We start from the raw sequence: 16,828 nt of genomic DNA on the forward strand, positions 1-16,828 counted from the left end.
TCAACAACGAGGTTGCGATGACGCTATCGCTAGTCGTTTTACTACCGTTTCTCGGGGCTGTTGCTGCGCCCCTGTTTGCCCAGGCTGGCCGCACGGCCATCGCCATCGCTTCGTCCGTGCCGGCGCTGATCGCCCTGATGGCGCTCTTCCCGCACTGGAAACGACTGGCCGACGGCGGCGTTCTGGTTCAGACCTTCGAATGGATGCCTTCCATTGGTCTCTCTCTGAGCTTCCGCCTCGACGGGCTGTCGCTGCTGTTTGCACTGCTGATTCTGGTGATTGGCCTGCTCATCATTCTGTACGCCCGTTATTACCTCAAGCCCCACGAGAATGTTGGCAAGTTCTACGCCATGCTGTTGTGTTTCAAGGGGGCCATGCTGGGGATTGTGCTGTCCAGCAACCTGCTGCTGATGCTGGTGTTCTGGGAGCTGACCAGTCTGACGTCGTTCCTGCTGATCAGCTTCTGGAACCACAAGAAGGATGCCCGTCGCGGCGCCCGCATGGCGCTGGCGGTCACCGGCGGTGGTGGCCTGGCCCTGTTGGCCGGTATCCTGTTGATCGGGCGCATCGTCGGCAGTTACGAGCTGGATGACGTGCTGGCCGCCGCCGACCTCATTCAGGCCCATGCGCTGTACCCGTTCGCGCTGACCCTGGTGCTGCTGGGCGCCTTCACCAAATCGGCCCAGTTCCCATTCCATTTCTGGCTGCCACACGCCATGCAGGCGCCCACACCGGTTTCCGCCTACCTGCACTCCGCCACCATGGTGAAGGCGGGCATCTTCCTGATGGCCCGGCTGTACCCGGCCCTGGCGGGCACCGAGCAATGGTTCTACATGGTCAGCTTCACCGGCATGGCCACTTTGCTCATTGGCGCCTACGTGGCGCTGTTCAAGCATGACCTGAAAGGGCTGCTGGCCCACTCCACCGTGAGTCACCTGGGACTGATTACGCTGCTGTTTGGCATGGGCACCAAGCTCGCGGCGGTGGCCGCGCTGTTCCACGTGATTAACCACGCCACCTTCAAGGCCTCCCTGTTCATGGCCGCCGGCATCATCGACCATGAAACCGGCACCCGCGACATGCGCCGCATCAACGGCCTTTGGCAGTTCATGCCCCACACCGCCACCCTGGCCATGGTGGCTGCGGCCTCCATGGCCGGTGTCCCCCTGCTCAATGGCTTCCTGAGCAAGGAGATGTTCTTTGCCGAATCCCTGGCCCTTAACCTGCCGGGCCTGTGGGCCTATGTGCCTCCCCTGGTGGCAACCCTGGCGGGGATCTTCGCGGTCGCCTATTCGGCGCGCTTTATCCATGATGTGTTTTTCAACGGCAAGCCAAAGGACCTGCCCGTCTATCCGCCCCACGAGCCACCACGTTACATGAAAATTCCGGTGGAGATCCTGGTGTTTGCCTGTGTGATGGTGGGGATGTTTCCGGCCATCTCCATCGGGCCGCTGCTCAACATTGCCGCCTCCGCCACCCTGGCCGGCAACGTACCGGACTATCAACTGGCGGTGATGCACGGCTTCAACCTGCCGCTGCTGATGAGTTTCCTGGCATTCTTCGGCGGATTGCTGATGTACAGCCAGCGCCAGCGTTTCTTTGACTTCCACGCCCGGTTCAAGGAAATCGACGAGAAGGCGATCTTCGAGAAGGTCGCCCTGAAAATGGAGGACCTGGCCGCAACCTTTACCCACATGCTGGAGAGCGGCTCGCTGCAACGCTACGCCCTGCTGTTCGTGCTCAGCGCCATTGCCGTTGCCTGGGGCCCCATCAGTGAGCTGGGCGTCTTCGTAGGAGCCAATGGCCTGTCCCCGATTGACGTCCCCACGGCCACTGGCGCCCTGGTGCTGATGCTCTGCGCCGTTGGCACAGCGGCAATGCACCGGACCCGTTTCTACGCCCTGATCCTGCTCAGCGTGGTGGGATTATTGGTGGCGCTGGCCTTCGCCCGTTTTTCCGCCCCGGACCTGGCGATGACCCAGTTGTCGGTGGAGGTGGTCACCATCGTGCTGTTGATGATGGCCCTGTACTACATGCCGTCCTGGACTCCCATTGAAGCATCCTGGTCCCGGCGGATTCGCGACATCGCCATCGCCCTGGTGGCGGGGGCCGGCATGACCCTGATCACCCTGGCCATGCTGACCCAGCCGTTCGACTCGATATCCAGCTATTTCCTGGAGCACAGCAAGAAAGGCGGTGGCGGCACCAACGTGGTCAACGTCATCCTGGTGGATTTCCGGGGCTTCGATACCCTGGGCGAGATTACCGTGCTGGCCATCGCCGCCCTGGGCATCTACACCCTGCTGAAAAATGTTCAGCTGACGCCGCCTCCCGGCGACGGCCACGGCCATCCCTGGACGCGGGATGCCTATCCGGTGATGCTGCGCCAGATTGCCCGGCCGATGCTGCCGCTGGCACTGATGGTGTCGCTGTACATCTTCCTGCGCGGCCACAACCTGCCTGGCGGTGGCTTCATTGCCGGCCTGATTACCGCCGTGGCCCTGCTGTTGCAGTACATTGCCAGCGGCATGCAATGGACCCAGGCCCGGGTCTCCATCCGCTACCACAATGTGATCGGCCTGGGGCTGTTGTTCGCCGTGGTTGCCGGTGCTGGCAGCTATGCCTTTGGCTTCCCGTTCCTGACCTCCACCTTCGGTTACATTACCTGGCCGGTGGTAGGCAAGTTTGAAGTGGCCTCGGCGCTGATCTTCGACCTGGGGGTTTACCTGACAGTGATCGGCGCCACACTGCTGGCCCTGGTCAGCCTGGGTAACCTGTCCCCCCACTCGGCCATCACACACCTGAAAGGAGGCGAATGATGGAACTGGCCTTTGCCCTGACAATCGGCACCCTGACCGCCTCCGGTGTCTACCTGCTGCTACGCGCCCGCACCTTCCCGGTGATCGTTGGCCTGACCCTGCTGTCATATGGGGTCAACCTGTTTCTGTTCTCCACCGGTCGCCTGGTCACCGGAGGACAGCCGATCCTGGGCAGTACCGACAACTATTCCGACCCGCTCCCCCAGGCCCTGGTGCTGACCGCCATCGTCATCGGCTTTGCCATGACCGCTTTTGTGGTCGTGCTGGCGTTGCGCAAACAGGCAGACCACCATGACGACCACGTCGACGGCCGGGAGAGTTCCGCCCGTCTGCGGTTGGAGGATGAGGAGGAAGACGGCCGATGAACCACTGGCTGACCGCACCAATCCTGATTCCGTTACTCGGCGGTATCATTCAGATCTTTATCGGCTATGCGCCGATTTCCCTGCGCCGGACACTGGCCCTGTCCACCACCGTACTGCTGCTGGTGTCCACCATCGGCCTGCTGGCGCTGGCCAGCGATGGCAGCTACCGGGTTTACACCTTCGGTAACTGGGCGCCGCCGTTCGGCATCGTCCTGATACTCGATCGGCTGTCGGCGCTGATGCTGTTGATGACAGCCATCCTGGCGTTTTTCTGCCACCTGTTCGCCGTCCACAAGACCGACGAGAGCAGCCGCCAGTTCCACGCCCTGTTCCTGTTTCAGTTGCTGGGACTGAACATTGCGTTCCTCACCGGCGACCTGTTCAACCTGTTCGTGGCCTTTGAGGTACTGCTGATCGCCTCCTACGGTCTGCTGATGCAGGGGACCGGCACCAAGCGCACCATCCCCAGCCTGCACTACGTGGTGCTGAACCTGGCGGGCTCCGCGGTGTTCCTGATCAGCGTGGGCATGCTGTACAGCGTCACCGGCACCCTCAACATGGCCGACCTGGCGGTCAAGGTTCCCCAGGTGAGCGCCGAGGACCTGCCGCTGGTGAAAGCGGGCGGCCTCATGCTGCTGGTGGTGTTCGGCCTCAAGGCCGCCATCCTGCCGCTGTGTTTCTGGCTGCCCAAAGCCTACGGAGCCGCCACGGCGCCGGTGGCGGCCCTGTTCGCGGTGATGACCAAGGTGGGTTTCTACGCCATCGTCCGGGTGTTCACGCTGATCTTCGGCGCCGATGCCGGGCCGCTGGCCCACCTGGGGCTGGATTGGCTGTTCCCCCTCGCGCTGGCCACCCTGGCCATGGGTGTCGTGGGTGCAATCGGGTCCCGCAGCCTGCGCACCCTGATCACCTGGCAAGTCATTATCTCCATCGGCACGCTGTTGGCGGCGGTGGGCCTGGGAACCCAAGAGGGCACCTCGGCAGCGCTGTTCTACCTGCTAAACACCACCTGGATCGTGGCCGGTCTGTTCCTGGTGGTGGACCTGATTGCAGGCCAGCGCGGTGCCGCGGCGGACAAGATCGTCACCGCACCGCCCATGTACAACCGTACCCTGCTGAGCGTGCTGTTCATGCTCGGCGCGGTTGCCTCGGTCGGCTTGCCGCCGCTCAGCGGTTTCTTCGCCAAGCTGCTGATCCTTCAGGCCGCCACTCCCGGACCCCAGCTGGCCTGGCTGTGGGGGGGGCTGATCATCGGCAGCTTCTTTACCCTGATTGCCTATAGCCGCGCCGGCTCCATCGTGTTCTGGCGTACCGTGGAGGGCCACGTATCGCAGCCGGAACGGCTGACCCTGCCATTGACAGTGGCCGCCGGCGGTCTGGTGGGCATGGCGGTGGTGATTGTGTTGCTGGCAGGCCCGATCAGCGCCTATGTGGATGCCACCGCCGAGCAACTGTTCAATACCAGTGAGTACCTGGCCATCCTGCAGGCCCAGGTCGTGGTGGGAGGACTCTGATGCTGTCCCGACTCGGATTTCCACAACCGTTTCTCAGCCTGAACCTGTTCCTGGTCTGGCAAGTGCTCAACGACGGCGTGTCCGGTGCCAGCGTCGTGATGGGCCTGATCCTGGCCTGGCTACTACCGCGACTGACCAGTAATTTCTGGCCGGAGCGCCCGGCCCTGGTCAAGGGGTGGCTGCTGCCCATGTACATCTTGCGGGTACTCTGGGACATTGTGGTGGCCAGCGTGGCGGTGGCCCGTCTGGTATTGAGCCCGCGCAAGCCCCGACCGGTGTTCATTTCCTACCCGCTCAGCCTGGAACACCCTCTAGCCATCACCATGCTGGCCAGCACCATCTCCCTAACCCCGGGCACAGTGAGTGCCGATGTCAGTGACGACAACCGCATCCTGCTGATTCACGCCCTCGACGCCGAGGACGAGCAGGAAGTCATCGACACCATCAGGCAGCGGTATGAAAAACCGCTTCAGGAGATTTTCCAATGATCACAACCCTGCCCGTACTCGCCTGGGCCCTGCATATCACCATTGGCATGGTGACCCTGGCAGCCCTGCTGAACGTCTACCGGCTGATCAAGGGACCGGACGCGCCGGATCGGGTGCTGGCCCTGGACACCCTGTACATCAATGCCATCGCCCTGATCATCTTGCTGGGTATCACCCTGGAGACCCGGCTCTACATGGAGTCCGCCCTGCTGATCGCGGTCATGGGCTTCGTCGGAACCGTGGCCCTGGCCAAGTACCTCAAACGCGGCAGCGTGATCGAGTAACGGTCACGGACTGGGAGCAATAACCATGCAGCCTGTCTATCAATACTTCATCGCCGCCCTACTGCTGATTGGTGGCTTCTTTTCCCTGGTCGGCGCCATCGGCCTGGCTCGCCTGCCGGACTTCTTCACCCGCCTGCACGGCCCCACCAAGGCCACCACCCTGGGCGTGGGCGCCATCATGCTGGGTTCAGTGGCGTATTTCACCGTGCGCAGCCCGGGGATCAACATCGCAGAGATCCTCATCACCGTGTTCCTGTTCCTCACCGCGCCGGTAAGCGCCAACATCCTGGCCAAGGCGGCCATGCACATTGGCGTGGACCGTACCCCGGAGACCCGGGGCAAGCCCTGGGATCAGTAAGCGACAACAGCGGGTTCGAACAGGGGCGCCAGCAACGAGGTGCCCACCAGGGCCAGCAATAGCAGCATCAGGATGGCGAAGACACCAATCAGGACATAGGACAGCCAGGGCCGCCGTGGTCGCGCCGGCGTCAGCTTGCGTTCGATATGGCCGCGCAGCAGCGCGGCGTTTCGGTCATTGGCCCGCCACATCAGGTCGAACGCGTCCCCCAGTACCGGTACCAGGCCGATCACGAACTCTGCCAGCAGATTGCCCAGCATTCGAACCACCACCCCGGGCCCGGCCCCGATGCGAATGGCCTCCACCACCAGATAGAGCGACAACACCAGGCCGACCACGTCACCAATCCCGGGCAGCAGCCCAATCAGCGGATCAAGACCGAAGCGGATGCGGGTGAACGGAATACGGAACTGGCTGTCCAGGGTCCTGGCGTAGCGGTCAAGCCGAGTCAGGGCCCGTTGGTATCGTTCGCGCTCGGGGTGTTGCCCAGAAGAGTCAGGAACCTTCGTCAATTTTGTCATTCCCAGTTGGTATTTTTGCCGTATAGTAAGCCCCCAACCGTTTCAAGGAGCCCAATCGATGCTGCAAGTTAACGAATATTTTGACGGCAAGGCAAAGTCGATCGCCTTCCAGACCGCCACCCTGCCCGCCACTGTTGGCGTGATCAGCCCCGGCGAGTACGAGTTTGGCACCACCCAGAAAGAGACCATGACCGTAATCAGCGGCGCCCTGACCGTGCTGTTGCCCGGCATGAGCGAGTGGATGACCTACGGCGCGGGTGAAGCCTTTGAAGTCGCCGGTCAGTCCAGTTTCAAGGCGAAGACCGACATCGACACCGCCTATCTCTGCACCTACGAATAAGCCTCAGGGAGCCGCTGATTCACTCCTGGATCGACTCTGACCCGCACAACGCGCAGAGACGATTCAGGCGTCTATCAGAGGGTCCCGAGCTGTCGTTCATCCGTATTTGCGGATGAGCCGAGGTGATGCCCGGGCGCCAGACGGACCGATCTTCCGCCCCTTCCGCGCCCTACCTGTCCTAGCGCCTTTCCATACCAATCCCGCTGCGCCCAACGCCAACTTCAGTCCGGTACCGGATTATCGCTGATTGTCCCAGCCGCTTCTCCCATTGAACAGGCCAAATGGAAAATCGTTGACATTCTGCCCCCGGTGTCCAGAGTAGACTGACAGGCCATCCAGATCGCCAAGACCAACAACAAGCATGGAGACCGCGATTCATGACACAGACAAAGTTACTTCCCGCAGCGGAAAACGCCTACCAGTATCCCCTGCTGATCAAACAGCTGCTCCTGTCCGGCCCTCGTTATGCCCCGAACCAGGAGATTGTCTATGCCAACCGCAGCAAGTACACCTACGCCGACCTGGTTGAGCGGGTAAACCGACTGGCTAACGCCCTCACCGACGCCGGCGTCAAGGCCGGAGATACCGTTGCGGTGATGGACTGGGACACGCCCCGCTACCTTGAATGCTTCTTCGCCATCCCCATGCTCGGTGCCGTTCTGCACACGGTTAACGTGCGACTGTCGCCGGAGCAGATCGTCTACACCATGAACCATGCCGAGGACGACTTCGTGCTGGTGCACGACGACTTCTTGCCCATCATGGAAGGAATAAAGGACCAGATCGAGACGGTCAGGGGCTATATCCAGCTTACCGACCAGGACACACCCGCCAACACCTCGCTGGCGACGCTGGGCAGCTACGAGGCGCTTCTGGATCAGTCCGGTGCCACATTCGATTTCCCCGATTTCGACGAAAACAGCATTGCCACCACCTTCTACACCACCGGCACCACCGGCAACCCCAAGGGCGTTTTCTTCAGCCACCGACAGCTGGTCCTGCATACCCTGGCCATGGCCGGCAGCCTGTCCGCCTACGACGAGATGCCGATGCTGCGTTCCTCGTCGGTGTACATGCCCATCACCCCCATGTTCCACGTCCACGCCTGGGGGGTGCCCTATGCCGCTACCCTGCTTGGCATCAAGCAGGTCTATCCGGGGCGCTACGAGCCCGAACTACTGGTGAACCTGCTCAAGGAACACAAGGTCACCTTTTCCCACTGCGTGCCTACCATCATGCAGATGATGCTGGCCACCGAGTCGATCAAGACGGCCGACCTGAGCAACTGGCACGTGTTGATTGGCGGCAGTGCGCTCACCGAGAGCCTGTGCAACGCCGGTGCCGAGCTGGGCATTCACATGTACACCGGCTATGGCATGTCGGAGACGGGGCCGTTGCTGACCACTACCCATCTGCAGCCGGAAGACCTGGAGTTACCGCTGGAGCAGCAGACTGCTCGGCGAATCAAGACTGGCGTGCCGGTCCCCCTGGTGGATATCCGCATCGTTGATTCCGAGGGCAACTCCCTGCCACACGACGGCGTTAGCAAGGGCGAAGTGGTTGCCCGCGCGCCCTGGCTGACCCAGAGCTATCTGAAGGAGCCGGAGAAGGGGCGCGAGCTGTGGGAAGGCGGCTGGCTGCACACCGGCGATGTCGCCAGCATCGACCCGGACCAGACCCTGCTGATCAAGGACCGTATCAAGGACGTGATCAAGACCGGTGGCGAATGGCTGTCGTCCCTGGACCTGGAAAACCTGATCAGCCAGCATCCCGCCGTCGCCGCCGCAGCCGTTGTGGGCGTGCCGGACGACAAATGGGGTGAGCGCCCCCACGCCCTGGTGACCCTGAGGGCCGGTAAGGAGGCCAATCTGGAAGACATCCAGAATCACCTGACGCAGTTTGTCGAGAGCGGGGAAATCAACAAGTGGGCCATCCCGGCCCAGATCGACTTTGTCGACGACATTCCCAAGACCAGTGTCGGCAAGATCAACAAGAAACTGATCCGCGACCAGCTCGGCTAATGCGCCGAATTGTGCCCGCTCACCGGCTGGTGGCGGGCGCAACCTGTCTCCCCTCGATTATTCCCTCTCAGAAACCGGCAAAGGCGAAATCCACCTCCGGACGCTTGCCGGCAATGATGTCCACCAGCGCCGCGGCGGAGCCGCAGGAATGGGTCCAGCCCAGGGTACCATGGCCGGTGTTGAGGTAGAGGTTGCCCAGGTGGCTTCGGCCGATGTAGGGCACGTTGGACGGGGTCGCCGGGCGCAGGCCACTCCAGAACTCCGCCTGTTCCCAGTGGGCCGCCTCTGGCATCAGTTCGGCCGTGCGACGGACGATGGCCCGGCAGCGGGTGAGATTGAGTTTGCGGTCGTAACCGTTCAGCTCGGCCGTACCGGCCACCCGTATCCGATCCCCTAGCCTTGAATAGACCAGCTTGTATTCATCGTCGGTGAGGCTAACCTGGTAGGCCGCCTTGTCCTCCTTCACCGGCACGGTAATGGAGTAACCCTTGGCAGGGTAAATATTGAGAAACAGCCCCAGTTGCCGGGCCAGTACGGCACTGAAACTGCCCAGACTGAGCACATAGCTGTCCGCGTGCAGGGTTTCGTAATGGCCCTCATGCAGCGTACGCACCCCCAGAATCCGGTCACGGGTATGCTCAAACCCGAGAATGTCGGTGCCAAAGCGGAACTTCACCCCGGCCGCCGCAGCCAGGTCAGCCAGGGCCTGGGTAAACTTGCGGGCGTCGCCGGATTCATCCTCGCAGGTGTAGGTGGCGCCGACGATGCGATGGCGCGCCGGCGCCAGTGCCGGCTCCAGCTCAATCGCCCGGTCCGCATCGATAACCTGACGGTCACAGCCCAGCTCCCGCATCAAACGCGCGGGTTCCAGGGCGGCTTCAAACTCGCGGGGATTGGTGTAGAAATGCAGGATCCCCTTGGACAGGCTGTCATACTCGATGCCGGTTTCCTGCCGAAGCGCCTGCAGCTGGGTGCGGCTGTAGGTGCCCAGATTCACCATCTGGCGAATGTTGTAGGCGGCCTTGGCGGAGGTGCACTGAGTCAGGAAACTGATCGCCCAACGCCATTGCGCCAAATCCAGACGGGGTTTGAACAGGATGGGGGCGTCCGGCTGGGTAAGCCACTTCAACACCTTCAGGGGCGTGCCCGGGTTAGCCCAGGGCTCGGCGTGGGAAACCGAAATCTGACCGCCGTTGGCGTAGCTGGTTTCCAGCCCGGCCTTGTTCTGGCGATCCACCACCGTCACATCGTAACCGGCCTGACGCAGATACCAGGCTGAGGTGATGCCGACCACACCGGCGCCCATAACCAGAACGTGCATATTTACCCTCCGCTGGAAAATCCAAGAGTACAAAAGCAGCCATTGTAACCGTTTAGAGACACAATGGGTTGGTGACCTTCGGCCAGGGTGTGAGAAGACCCGAAACCATCAGCAATAATCGGGGGGCGCTATCCACCCGCCCGTTTGACGGTCCAGCCTTTCTGTTCGAGCAGGGGGACCAGAACGTCCCGCTGGTCACCCTGAATTTCCACCACACCGTCCTTCACGGTGCCGCCGGTACCGCATCTGGCCTTCAGGGTCTTGGCCAGGGCCTTGAGTTCCTTTTCCGCCAGCGGGATTCCGGTAACCAGGGTAACGCCCTTGCCCTTGCGGCCCTTGGTTTCCCGGCTCACCCGCACAACACCGTCGCCAGCAGGCAGCTGGGGCTGGCGGCAGGTACAGTCATCAAGGGGATTCCGGCATCCGGGGCACATGCGGCCCTGATCGGTGGAATACACCAGCCCCCCCTGGGATCGTTTCTTCATGGAGACTCCAAGTTATCGGTAAATTCAACGTGTTTCCGGCGGAAACCGATTGAACATCTCGGTGACCAGCTCGTCAATCAATTCACTGCGGTATTCCGGCGACTGATCTTCGGTGAGATAACGCCGACTGGCAGCCCGCCAAACGACTTTTTCACTGGCACGGTCCACCAGTTCAACCACCAGTTTGCCTTCCTTCACTTCCCGCACCGGCGGCGCCGAGGCAATGCCCCAGCCGAAAGGACGGTGCCCGAATCCCAGTCCGTAACTGAACCCGTAGCTTTGCAGACGCTCTTCCTCGACCACCTGATAGGCCACCAGCAAGTCCGCCTGCTCGGAGGACACACTACGCAACTGTTTGGCCGCCATCTCGCGGGTCACCGCATTCTTTACCCGGGCACTGTCCAGGGAGGTGAACCCCTGAGCCTGAAGGCCGGGGGCAAACGCCCAGGTCTGGTAATTCTCGAAGGATGCAGCGGCGTCGTAATCGGTTACCACTTTGCTGGCGCAACCGGCCAGCAGCGACAGGGCTAGCAAGAGTGCTGGAATTCGCATGAGCTGTTTCCTCGTTCGCATCTGAGGGAGTATCCTTTTGACCGAATTTACCGCCAGCGTTCATTCCTGCGTGAATTGCAGCTTCTGCGCCTCACAGAAGGCTGTAAAATCCGCCAGTGAGGTGACGGGCACCTCAACCACCGCCTGCACACCGGCGCTGTAGTCGACCGAGACAACCTGGGCACCATGCTGGCTGCACCAGTGCCGAACCGGCTGTTCGTCGGCATAGGACATGGCAACCTGGACGGACTGCAGGGCTGGCTGGATCACCCGCTCCACCTGGGACAGCACACTCTCCGCCGCCCCGGCATAGGCCCGCACCAATCCGCCCGCCCCCAGCTTGATGCCACCGAAATAGCGGATGACCATCACCAGCACATCCCCCATATCCTTATGCTGGATGACATTCAGGATGGGCTTGCCAGCGGTACCGGACGGTTCACCGTCGTCGTTCATAGCCGCCTCGGCGGCCGAGCCGGGCCGCCCGATCTGGTAGGCCCAACAGATATGCCGCGCATCGGGATGGTCCCGATGCGCCTGGTCCAGCCACGCCCGAACCTCATCACGACTGGACACCGGTGCCACCCGGGCGATGAACCGGCTTTTCTTGACGTCGGTCTCGCATTCCAGAAAACCGGCGGGTATGGGATAATCTTTGCTCACATCACAGTACCTGATCGAACTTTGGAACCGACAGGGGGTATGCCGTCATGTCTGATCGCCAACATCCTACCCCGGGAACCGCACCACCGGCCAACGTCAGGAAGGCCGCCTGCGGCATCCGGTACGACGACGAGGAACTGCAGGAAGGTATTGATTTTTCTGGTGCTGTTCAACTCCGTCCGCAACCAGCGGAGGACAACACCCAGGTTGGCAACTCAGTCCCCGACGAACACCGGTAGAGCGATCCGTACGACCAGTCCGCCGTCCTGGCCGTTGGCCGCTTCGATGGCCCCATCGTGCCCTACGACAATATCCCGCGCAATCGCCAGCCCCAACCCCCAGCCCTGTCCCGAGCGGGCCTCGTCGGTGCGGTAAAAAGGTTCGAACAGGTGTGCCAGGGCGGCGTCGGCCACGCCGGGGCCCTGGTCCTGCACCTCAAGGCAAAACCGGTCATCGGTCCGCCGGCAACGGCAAACGACCACCCGGCCGGGCGGCGTATGGTCCAGGGCATTCTGCAGGATGTTGTCGAAGGCTCGCTGCAGCAGGTGTGGATCCCCAAGCACCGACACCAACCGACAGTCCGCTCTCACCTCGAGGCGGCAGTCTACCCCACGCTGTTCCGCGTAGTCTGCCGCATCCTGCAACACCTGCTGCAACACCCGCACCGGATCAACCGCTTCGCGGCTCATTTCCCCACCCTCCTCAATCACCTGGTACAGGGTAAGAATCTGGGCGGTCATCGCCTCCAACCGTTCATTCTGGCGCAGGATGCTGGCCATCAGCCCGGGATCTGCGCCGGTGTCACTGGCCAGCTCAATGGCAATACGCTGTCGGGTCAGCGGGGTGCGAAGATCGTGGGAAATGTCCCGCAGCAGGTGTTTCTGCCGCTCCAGCAGGTGGCAGAGCCGATCGGTCATGTCATTGAACGCCGTGGCCAGGGCACCGATTTCATCCAATCGATTGGCGATTCGGTCGCTGACCCGCAGCGTCGGGTCGCCACCGGCGATCTGCCGGGCGGTGTGTTCCATGTGCCGCAGCGGCCGGGATATCCGCCGGGCGAGCCACCAGCAGGCCAGAGTGATCAAAACAAAGCCAATGATCAGTTCCAGCAAACGGAACAGTCGGGGATCCAGCCAGCCCTCACCCCCGATACGAGGCCAGGCCACCAGCCGGTAGCCATCCCCGACGGGGAACACGGCCGGCCGGGGTCGGTGCCACCCCGGCTCCATCCGGTCCCGAACCTCTGGCGGCAGGTGCTCGTTACGCCGCCCCGGCTCCAGCAATACAATATGCAGGTCCCGTTCCAGGCCCTGCTGATGCAAGAACCGACGCAGAGCCCGCCCCCCTCGCGTTTGGCGAATCCGGATCGCCTCCTGCGCGAGCGTTCGCAACCCTTCCTGGCGCTCAATCGCCTGACGCTCCTGGTCGATCAGTTGCCGGGTGGCCAGATTGCTGGCCAATACCGTCACCGCCATGGCCAACCAGATGAGCAGGAAAATCCGCCAGAACAGGGGAAACAGGCGTCGCTTGGCCATCAGGCAGGTTCCCGCAGGGTGTAGCCCAGGCCACGAACCGTTTCGATACGTGTGGGCCGTTCCTCACCGAGCTTGCGGCGAAGGTTACTGATGTGCATATCCAGGGTGCGGTCATGGGGGGCCAATCGACGGCCCAGGGCCCACTGCATCAAATCGGTCTTGCGGACGACGCTGCCGGCATGGGCCAGCAGCACCTGCAGGATCTCGTACTCGGTGGCGGTCAGTTCCAACGGCGACTCCTTCAGGAAAACCCGCCGCTGGTCCGGTTCGATGCGCAGGTCGCCGACACGGCGGGCAGCGGATTCCTCCGACTTGCGGTCCCAGCTCACCCGCCGCAGCAGGGCCTGCAGACGCGCCACCAGTTCCCGTGGATTGCAGGGTTTGGGGATGTAATCGTCCGCGCCCACCTCAAACCCCACGATGCGGTCGGTCTCATCCCCGCGAGCCGTCAGCAACACCACCGGCAGATGGGTGCGGGTGCGCAGCTCCCGCAGCACTTCCAGACCATTGAGGTCTGGCAACATGATATCCAGAACCACCACGTCGCAATGATGCTCCACCGCCAACGACAGGCCGTCCCGGCCGTTGGCCGCTTCCCGCACAGTGAAGCCCTGGCCGCTGAGGTACCGGGCCAGCAACTGCCGCAGTTCCTCGTCGTCTTCGATCAGCAATACCCGGTTCTGCAAAGCTCCAACCTCCTGAAACCTCCAAGGATTCTAGCATGTCAGGCCGATCTCCCCCGTCACAACACTCGATCTTTGCAGAACCTTTACAGCTGGCTGACAGCCTTTGACAAAACCCGGGGCTAAACTGATCGTTGTCCATTCAACGACCTGGGAGCAACACCATGAGAAGCACCACCGCAACCCACTGGCTGATGCCGGCGCTGTTTTCCGTCACCCTGCTGGCCAGCCCACTGGCCCTCGCCGGCCACCATGGCGCCGAATCACACCATGGCAAACCGCCCGGCGATGTCTGCGAACGACTGCGGGCCGGAGAAGCCCCGCTTGACCGGGACGAGCGTCGGGCGGCGTTTCATGAACGCATGGAGCAACGTCGGGCCGAAATGGCAGACCGTCTGCAACTCACCGAGACACAGCGGGAAATCTGGGACCAGATTCATGAAGAGCAGAAAGCCGAGTGGGAGCAACACCGGGAAGAGCGCCGCGCCCGGATGATGGAACACTGTGAGGGACGGCAGGCACAGGACTGATCTCGGCAACCATCCCCGAACACCCGGGCGTCTGGAACGCGAGCGGTTGCGCTCCAGACGCCCGGTCGGCAGCAGTTACGCCAGCGAGCCATAGCGGCCATCGATCAGTGTCGGGATATCGCCAGCAAGCCCCGGCTCAGGCTGGCAACCTGCTCGAAACCACTCTCCTTGAGAATGTTCACCGCCATCGCCGACCGACGCCCGGCACGACACAGTGTCACGACTGGCTTGTCTTTGGGCACTTCCCCCACCCTCGCGCGCAACTGGTCCAGCGGTATGTGCAGGTCCACCAGGGCTTCGGACACCGGGGCGTCCTTCACTTCCTCGTCGAGACGGACGTCCAGTACGGTGACCTTGTCCAGGTGTCGCTCCAGCCAGTTGTAGTCAATCTCGGGAACGCCGCCAAAGGTCACATGGATATCGGCCCAGCTCGGGTCCTCCGGCAACCGGCCGTCTTCCGGGCAGCCACTGCGCATATTCGCCGGCAACGCCTCATCGATCTTCTTGGGATGGGGAAGTTTCATGGCGTGCATGTATTCCACAAAGTCCGTCACATTGGCTCCGCCCCCCACCCGGGCGTTGAACGCTTTTTCCTCACCAATGGTACTGACGGTCCGGCCGTTGTAGTCATGGGCCGGATAGACCAGACAGGCGTCGGGCAGGGCAAACAGGCGCTTGGTAATGGACTCGAACAGCTTGTGGGCACTGCCCTGCTGGAAATCACTGCGACCGCAGCCCCGGATCAGCAGGGCGTCGCCGGTGAACACCATGGACTGGTCCGAGAGCACATAGCTCATGCAGCCGTCGGTATGGCCGGGTGTGGCGACAGCCTTGAGCCGCACTCCATCGACACCAAACTCCTGGCCGTCCTCCAGGGGAAGGTCCACATTTTCAGCCTGGAGGACCTTGGCGGAGGCAATCTGGCACCCGGTTTTCTGCTTCAGCAGCCAGGCGGCGGTGATGTGGTCGGCGTGGGCATGGGTATCGACCACCAGGGCCAGCGTCAGGCCCAGCTCCTCCAGCAGGGCCAGATCCCGCCTGGCCTGGGAGAACACCGGGTCGATCAGGAGCGCGCGCTTGCTGCCTTCATCGGCCAGGAGATAAGTATAGGTGGATGACACCACATCAAAGAGTTGACGAAAGATCATGGGCTACCTCCCGGAGAATCGTCTGGATGGGCTTGGCCTTTACCAGCCCCTTGAATAAATGGGTGTGACGCTACGGGCTCGGCGGCAAGCACCCTGGGCTGGGTCACCAGCGCATTCCAGGCCTCGTAGGTACTCAGAAATATGCGACCGCGCAGTTGCCGGTAGAAGTCCGTAGTGCGGAGCCGATCCATGACCGGCCCCTTGACTTCCGCCAGGTATAACCGGATTCCGGCATCCGCCAGCCGACTGTTGATCGCCTCGAGACTTTCCAGCGCCGAGGCATCGATATCGTTGACCGCCTGGCAGGCCAGCACCAGATTCCGGACCTCCGGTCGGGAGGCAACCAGCGCCAGTACCGTATCCTCCAGATACCGGGCGTTGGCGAAGTACAGACTGCCATCCACCCGCAGGAAGAGGGTTTCATCGTCAGTCTCCACCCTGTGGCGCTGAACGTTACGGAAGTGTTCCGTTCCCGGGATGCGTCCTACCACCGCGCTGTGGGGACGGCTCGTGCGATACAGGTACAGCCCCAGGGACATGGCCACGCCCGCTGTGATACCGGCCTCCACGCCATGGGCCAGGGTAAGCACAATGGTGGCCAGCATGGCCGCCCCATCCGCTTTCGAATAATTCAGGGTGCGGCGGATGGCGGGCAGGTCGATCAGGGTACTGACAGCCACGATGATGGTGGCCGCCAGGGTTGCCTTGGGCAGGAATGCCAGCAGCCCGGTCAGGGTCAGTGTTGTGATCGCGATGCCTGCCGCCGTCAGAATGCCCGCGATGGGGGTTTGCGCCCCCGCCTCAAAATTCACCACCGAACGGGAAAAGCCACCGGAGACCGGTGAACCGCCGCTCATCCCGGACCCCACGTTGGCCAGGCCCAGGGCCATCAGTTCGGAGTTGGGATCGATGCGCTGCCGGCGCTTGGCGGCCAGGGTCTGGGCCACCGACACCGATTCCACAAACCCAACCAGACTGATCAGCACGGCTGCGGGGAGCAACGCGCGCCAGATATCGGAATCCGGCATTGGCAAGCGGATACTGGGCAAGCCACTCGGCACCGCGCCCACCAGGTTGACCCCGGCCGCCTCCAGTTGCCAGTACCAGGCCGCGGGGGGGGTGGGCAACCCCCCCCCCCCCCGGGGGGGGGAGGCGGGGGGGTGCGCCCAAACCCAGGACCCGGCGCGCGCCACCAGGCCAG

General features: G+C 62.5%; 19 protein-coding genes. 10 read left to right on the top strand and 9 right to left on the bottom strand.

From position 1 onward, the window contains the following. Positions 1-17: 17 nt before the first annotated feature. From R3175_RS10835 to R3175_RS10860, 6 genes are read left to right on the top strand one after another with little or no spacing between them, the layout of a single operon-like run. On the top strand, positions 18-2,819 hold the full coding sequence (locus tag R3175_RS10835) for a monovalent cation/H+ antiporter subunit A (protein WP_318944287.1): 2,802 nt from the start codon (positions 18-20) through the stop codon (positions 2,817-2,819). Further along, positions 2,819-3,184: a Na+/H+ antiporter subunit C gene (locus tag R3175_RS10840; protein ID WP_318944308.1), complete on the top strand. Its 366-nt coding sequence runs from the start codon at positions 2,819-2,821 to the stop codon at positions 3,182-3,184. Before R3175_RS10835 ends, R3175_RS10840 begins: the two co-directional genes overlap by 1 nt. Then, positions 3,181-4,698 (top strand): monovalent cation/H+ antiporter subunit D, encoded by a 1,518-nt coding sequence (locus R3175_RS10845; RefSeq protein WP_318944288.1) that lies wholly within the window; start codon positions 3,181-3,183, stop codon positions 4,696-4,698. The genes R3175_RS10840 and R3175_RS10845 overlap by 4 nt, the downstream gene beginning before the upstream one ends. Further along, positions 4,698-5,186, top strand: coding sequence for a Na+/H+ antiporter subunit E (locus R3175_RS10850; protein WP_318944289.1), 489 nt, complete (start codon positions 4,698-4,700; stop codon positions 5,184-5,186). The genes R3175_RS10845 and R3175_RS10850 overlap by 1 nt, the downstream gene beginning before the upstream one ends. Continuing rightward, positions 5,183-5,470, top strand: a complete 288-nt coding sequence (locus R3175_RS10855) for a K+/H+ antiporter subunit F (RefSeq protein ID WP_318944290.1) — start codon at positions 5,183-5,185, stop codon at positions 5,468-5,470. Before R3175_RS10850 ends, R3175_RS10855 begins: the two co-directional genes overlap by 4 nt. Positions 5,471-5,495: 25 nt before the next feature. After that, on the top strand, positions 5,496-5,828 hold the full coding sequence (locus tag R3175_RS10860) for a Na+/H+ antiporter subunit G (RefSeq protein WP_318944291.1): 333 nt from the start codon (positions 5,496-5,498) through the stop codon (positions 5,826-5,828). On the opposite strand, the gene R3175_RS10865 is transcribed toward R3175_RS10860, so the two are convergent. After that, entirely contained in the window at positions 5,822-6,340 is a 519-nt protein-coding gene (locus R3175_RS10865) for a DUF4112 domain-containing protein (RefSeq protein ID WP_318944292.1), read from the bottom strand. The two genes, R3175_RS10860 and R3175_RS10865, sit on opposite strands and share 7 nt — an antisense overlap. Before the next feature lie 67 nt (positions 6,341-6,407). Here R3175_RS10865 and R3175_RS10870 point away from each other — a divergent pair, with 67 nt between their 5' ends. Further along, positions 6,408-6,689: a pyrimidine/purine nucleoside phosphorylase gene (locus R3175_RS10870; RefSeq protein WP_318944293.1), complete on the top strand. Its 282-nt coding sequence runs from the start codon at positions 6,408-6,410 to the stop codon at positions 6,687-6,689. Between the two features lie 377 nt (positions 6,690-7,066). Beyond that, positions 7,067-8,710, top strand: coding sequence for a fatty acid--CoA ligase (locus R3175_RS10875; protein WP_318944294.1), 1,644 nt, complete (start codon positions 7,067-7,069; stop codon positions 8,708-8,710). A gap of 67 nt (positions 8,711-8,777) precedes the next feature. On the opposite strand, the gene R3175_RS10880 is transcribed toward R3175_RS10875, so the two are convergent. The 4 genes from R3175_RS10880 to R3175_RS10895 form a co-directional block, all read right to left on the bottom strand. Then, the gene (locus R3175_RS10880) at positions 8,778-10,031 is read right to left on the bottom strand and encodes a D-amino acid dehydrogenase (protein ID WP_318944295.1); all 1,254 of its coding nucleotides are present in this window, start codon (positions 10,029-10,031) and stop codon (positions 8,778-8,780) included. Between the two features lie 128 nt (positions 10,032-10,159). Then, a complete protein-coding gene (locus R3175_RS10885; RefSeq protein WP_318944296.1) occupies positions 10,160-10,516 on the bottom strand; it encodes a translation initiation factor Sui1 in 357 nt (118 codons plus the stop codon). 24 nt (positions 10,517-10,540) lie between these two features. Continuing rightward, entirely contained in the window at positions 10,541-11,068 is a 528-nt protein-coding gene (locus R3175_RS10890; protein WP_318944297.1) for a DUF4136 domain-containing protein, read from the bottom strand. A 60-nt stretch (positions 11,069-11,128) separates the two neighbouring features. Continuing rightward, positions 11,129-11,731 (bottom strand): YigZ family protein, encoded by a 603-nt coding sequence (locus R3175_RS10895; RefSeq protein ID WP_318944298.1) that lies wholly within the window; start codon positions 11,729-11,731, stop codon positions 11,129-11,131. A gap of 47 nt (positions 11,732-11,778) precedes the next feature. Here R3175_RS10895 and R3175_RS10900 point away from each other — a divergent pair, with 47 nt between their 5' ends. Continuing rightward, positions 11,779-11,970, top strand: coding sequence for a hypothetical protein (locus R3175_RS10900; protein WP_318944299.1), 192 nt, complete (start codon positions 11,779-11,781; stop codon positions 11,968-11,970). Here the strand turns inward: R3175_RS10900 and R3175_RS10905 are convergent. After that, positions 11,947-13,266 carry a HAMP domain-containing sensor histidine kinase gene (locus R3175_RS10905; protein WP_318944300.1) on the bottom strand — a complete coding sequence of 440 codons (1,320 nt, stop codon included), beginning with the start codon at positions 13,264-13,266 and terminating at the stop codon, positions 11,947-11,949. The genes R3175_RS10900 and R3175_RS10905 overlap by 24 nt on opposite strands. Further along, positions 13,266-13,952: a response regulator transcription factor gene (locus tag R3175_RS10910; protein ID WP_318944301.1), complete on the bottom strand. Its 687-nt coding sequence runs from the start codon at positions 13,950-13,952 to the stop codon at positions 13,266-13,268. The genes R3175_RS10905 and R3175_RS10910 overlap by 1 nt, the downstream gene beginning before the upstream one ends. Positions 13,953-14,113: 161 nt before the next feature. Between R3175_RS10910 and R3175_RS10915 the strand changes: the two genes are divergently transcribed. Further along, positions 14,114-14,479, top strand: coding sequence for a hypothetical protein (locus R3175_RS10915; RefSeq protein WP_318944302.1), 366 nt, complete (start codon positions 14,114-14,116; stop codon positions 14,477-14,479). 104 nt (positions 14,480-14,583) lie between these two features. On the opposite strand, the gene R3175_RS10920 is transcribed toward R3175_RS10915, so the two are convergent. Together R3175_RS10920 and R3175_RS10925 are read right to left on the bottom strand one after the other, a co-directional pair. Beyond that, positions 14,584-15,627, bottom strand: coding sequence for an MBL fold metallo-hydrolase (locus tag R3175_RS10920; protein ID WP_318944303.1), 1,044 nt, complete (start codon positions 15,625-15,627; stop codon positions 14,584-14,586). Continuing rightward, positions 15,624-16,828: SulP family inorganic anion transporter (locus R3175_RS10925; protein WP_318944304.1), on the bottom strand; the 1,205-nt coding region annotated here is incomplete at its 5' end. The genes R3175_RS10920 and R3175_RS10925, both read right to left, overlap by 4 nt.

Origin of the sequence: Marinobacter sp. (genome assembly GCF_033722735.1) — a bacterium.
Lineage (GTDB): Bacteria > Pseudomonadota > Gammaproteobacteria > Pseudomonadales > Oleiphilaceae > Marinobacter.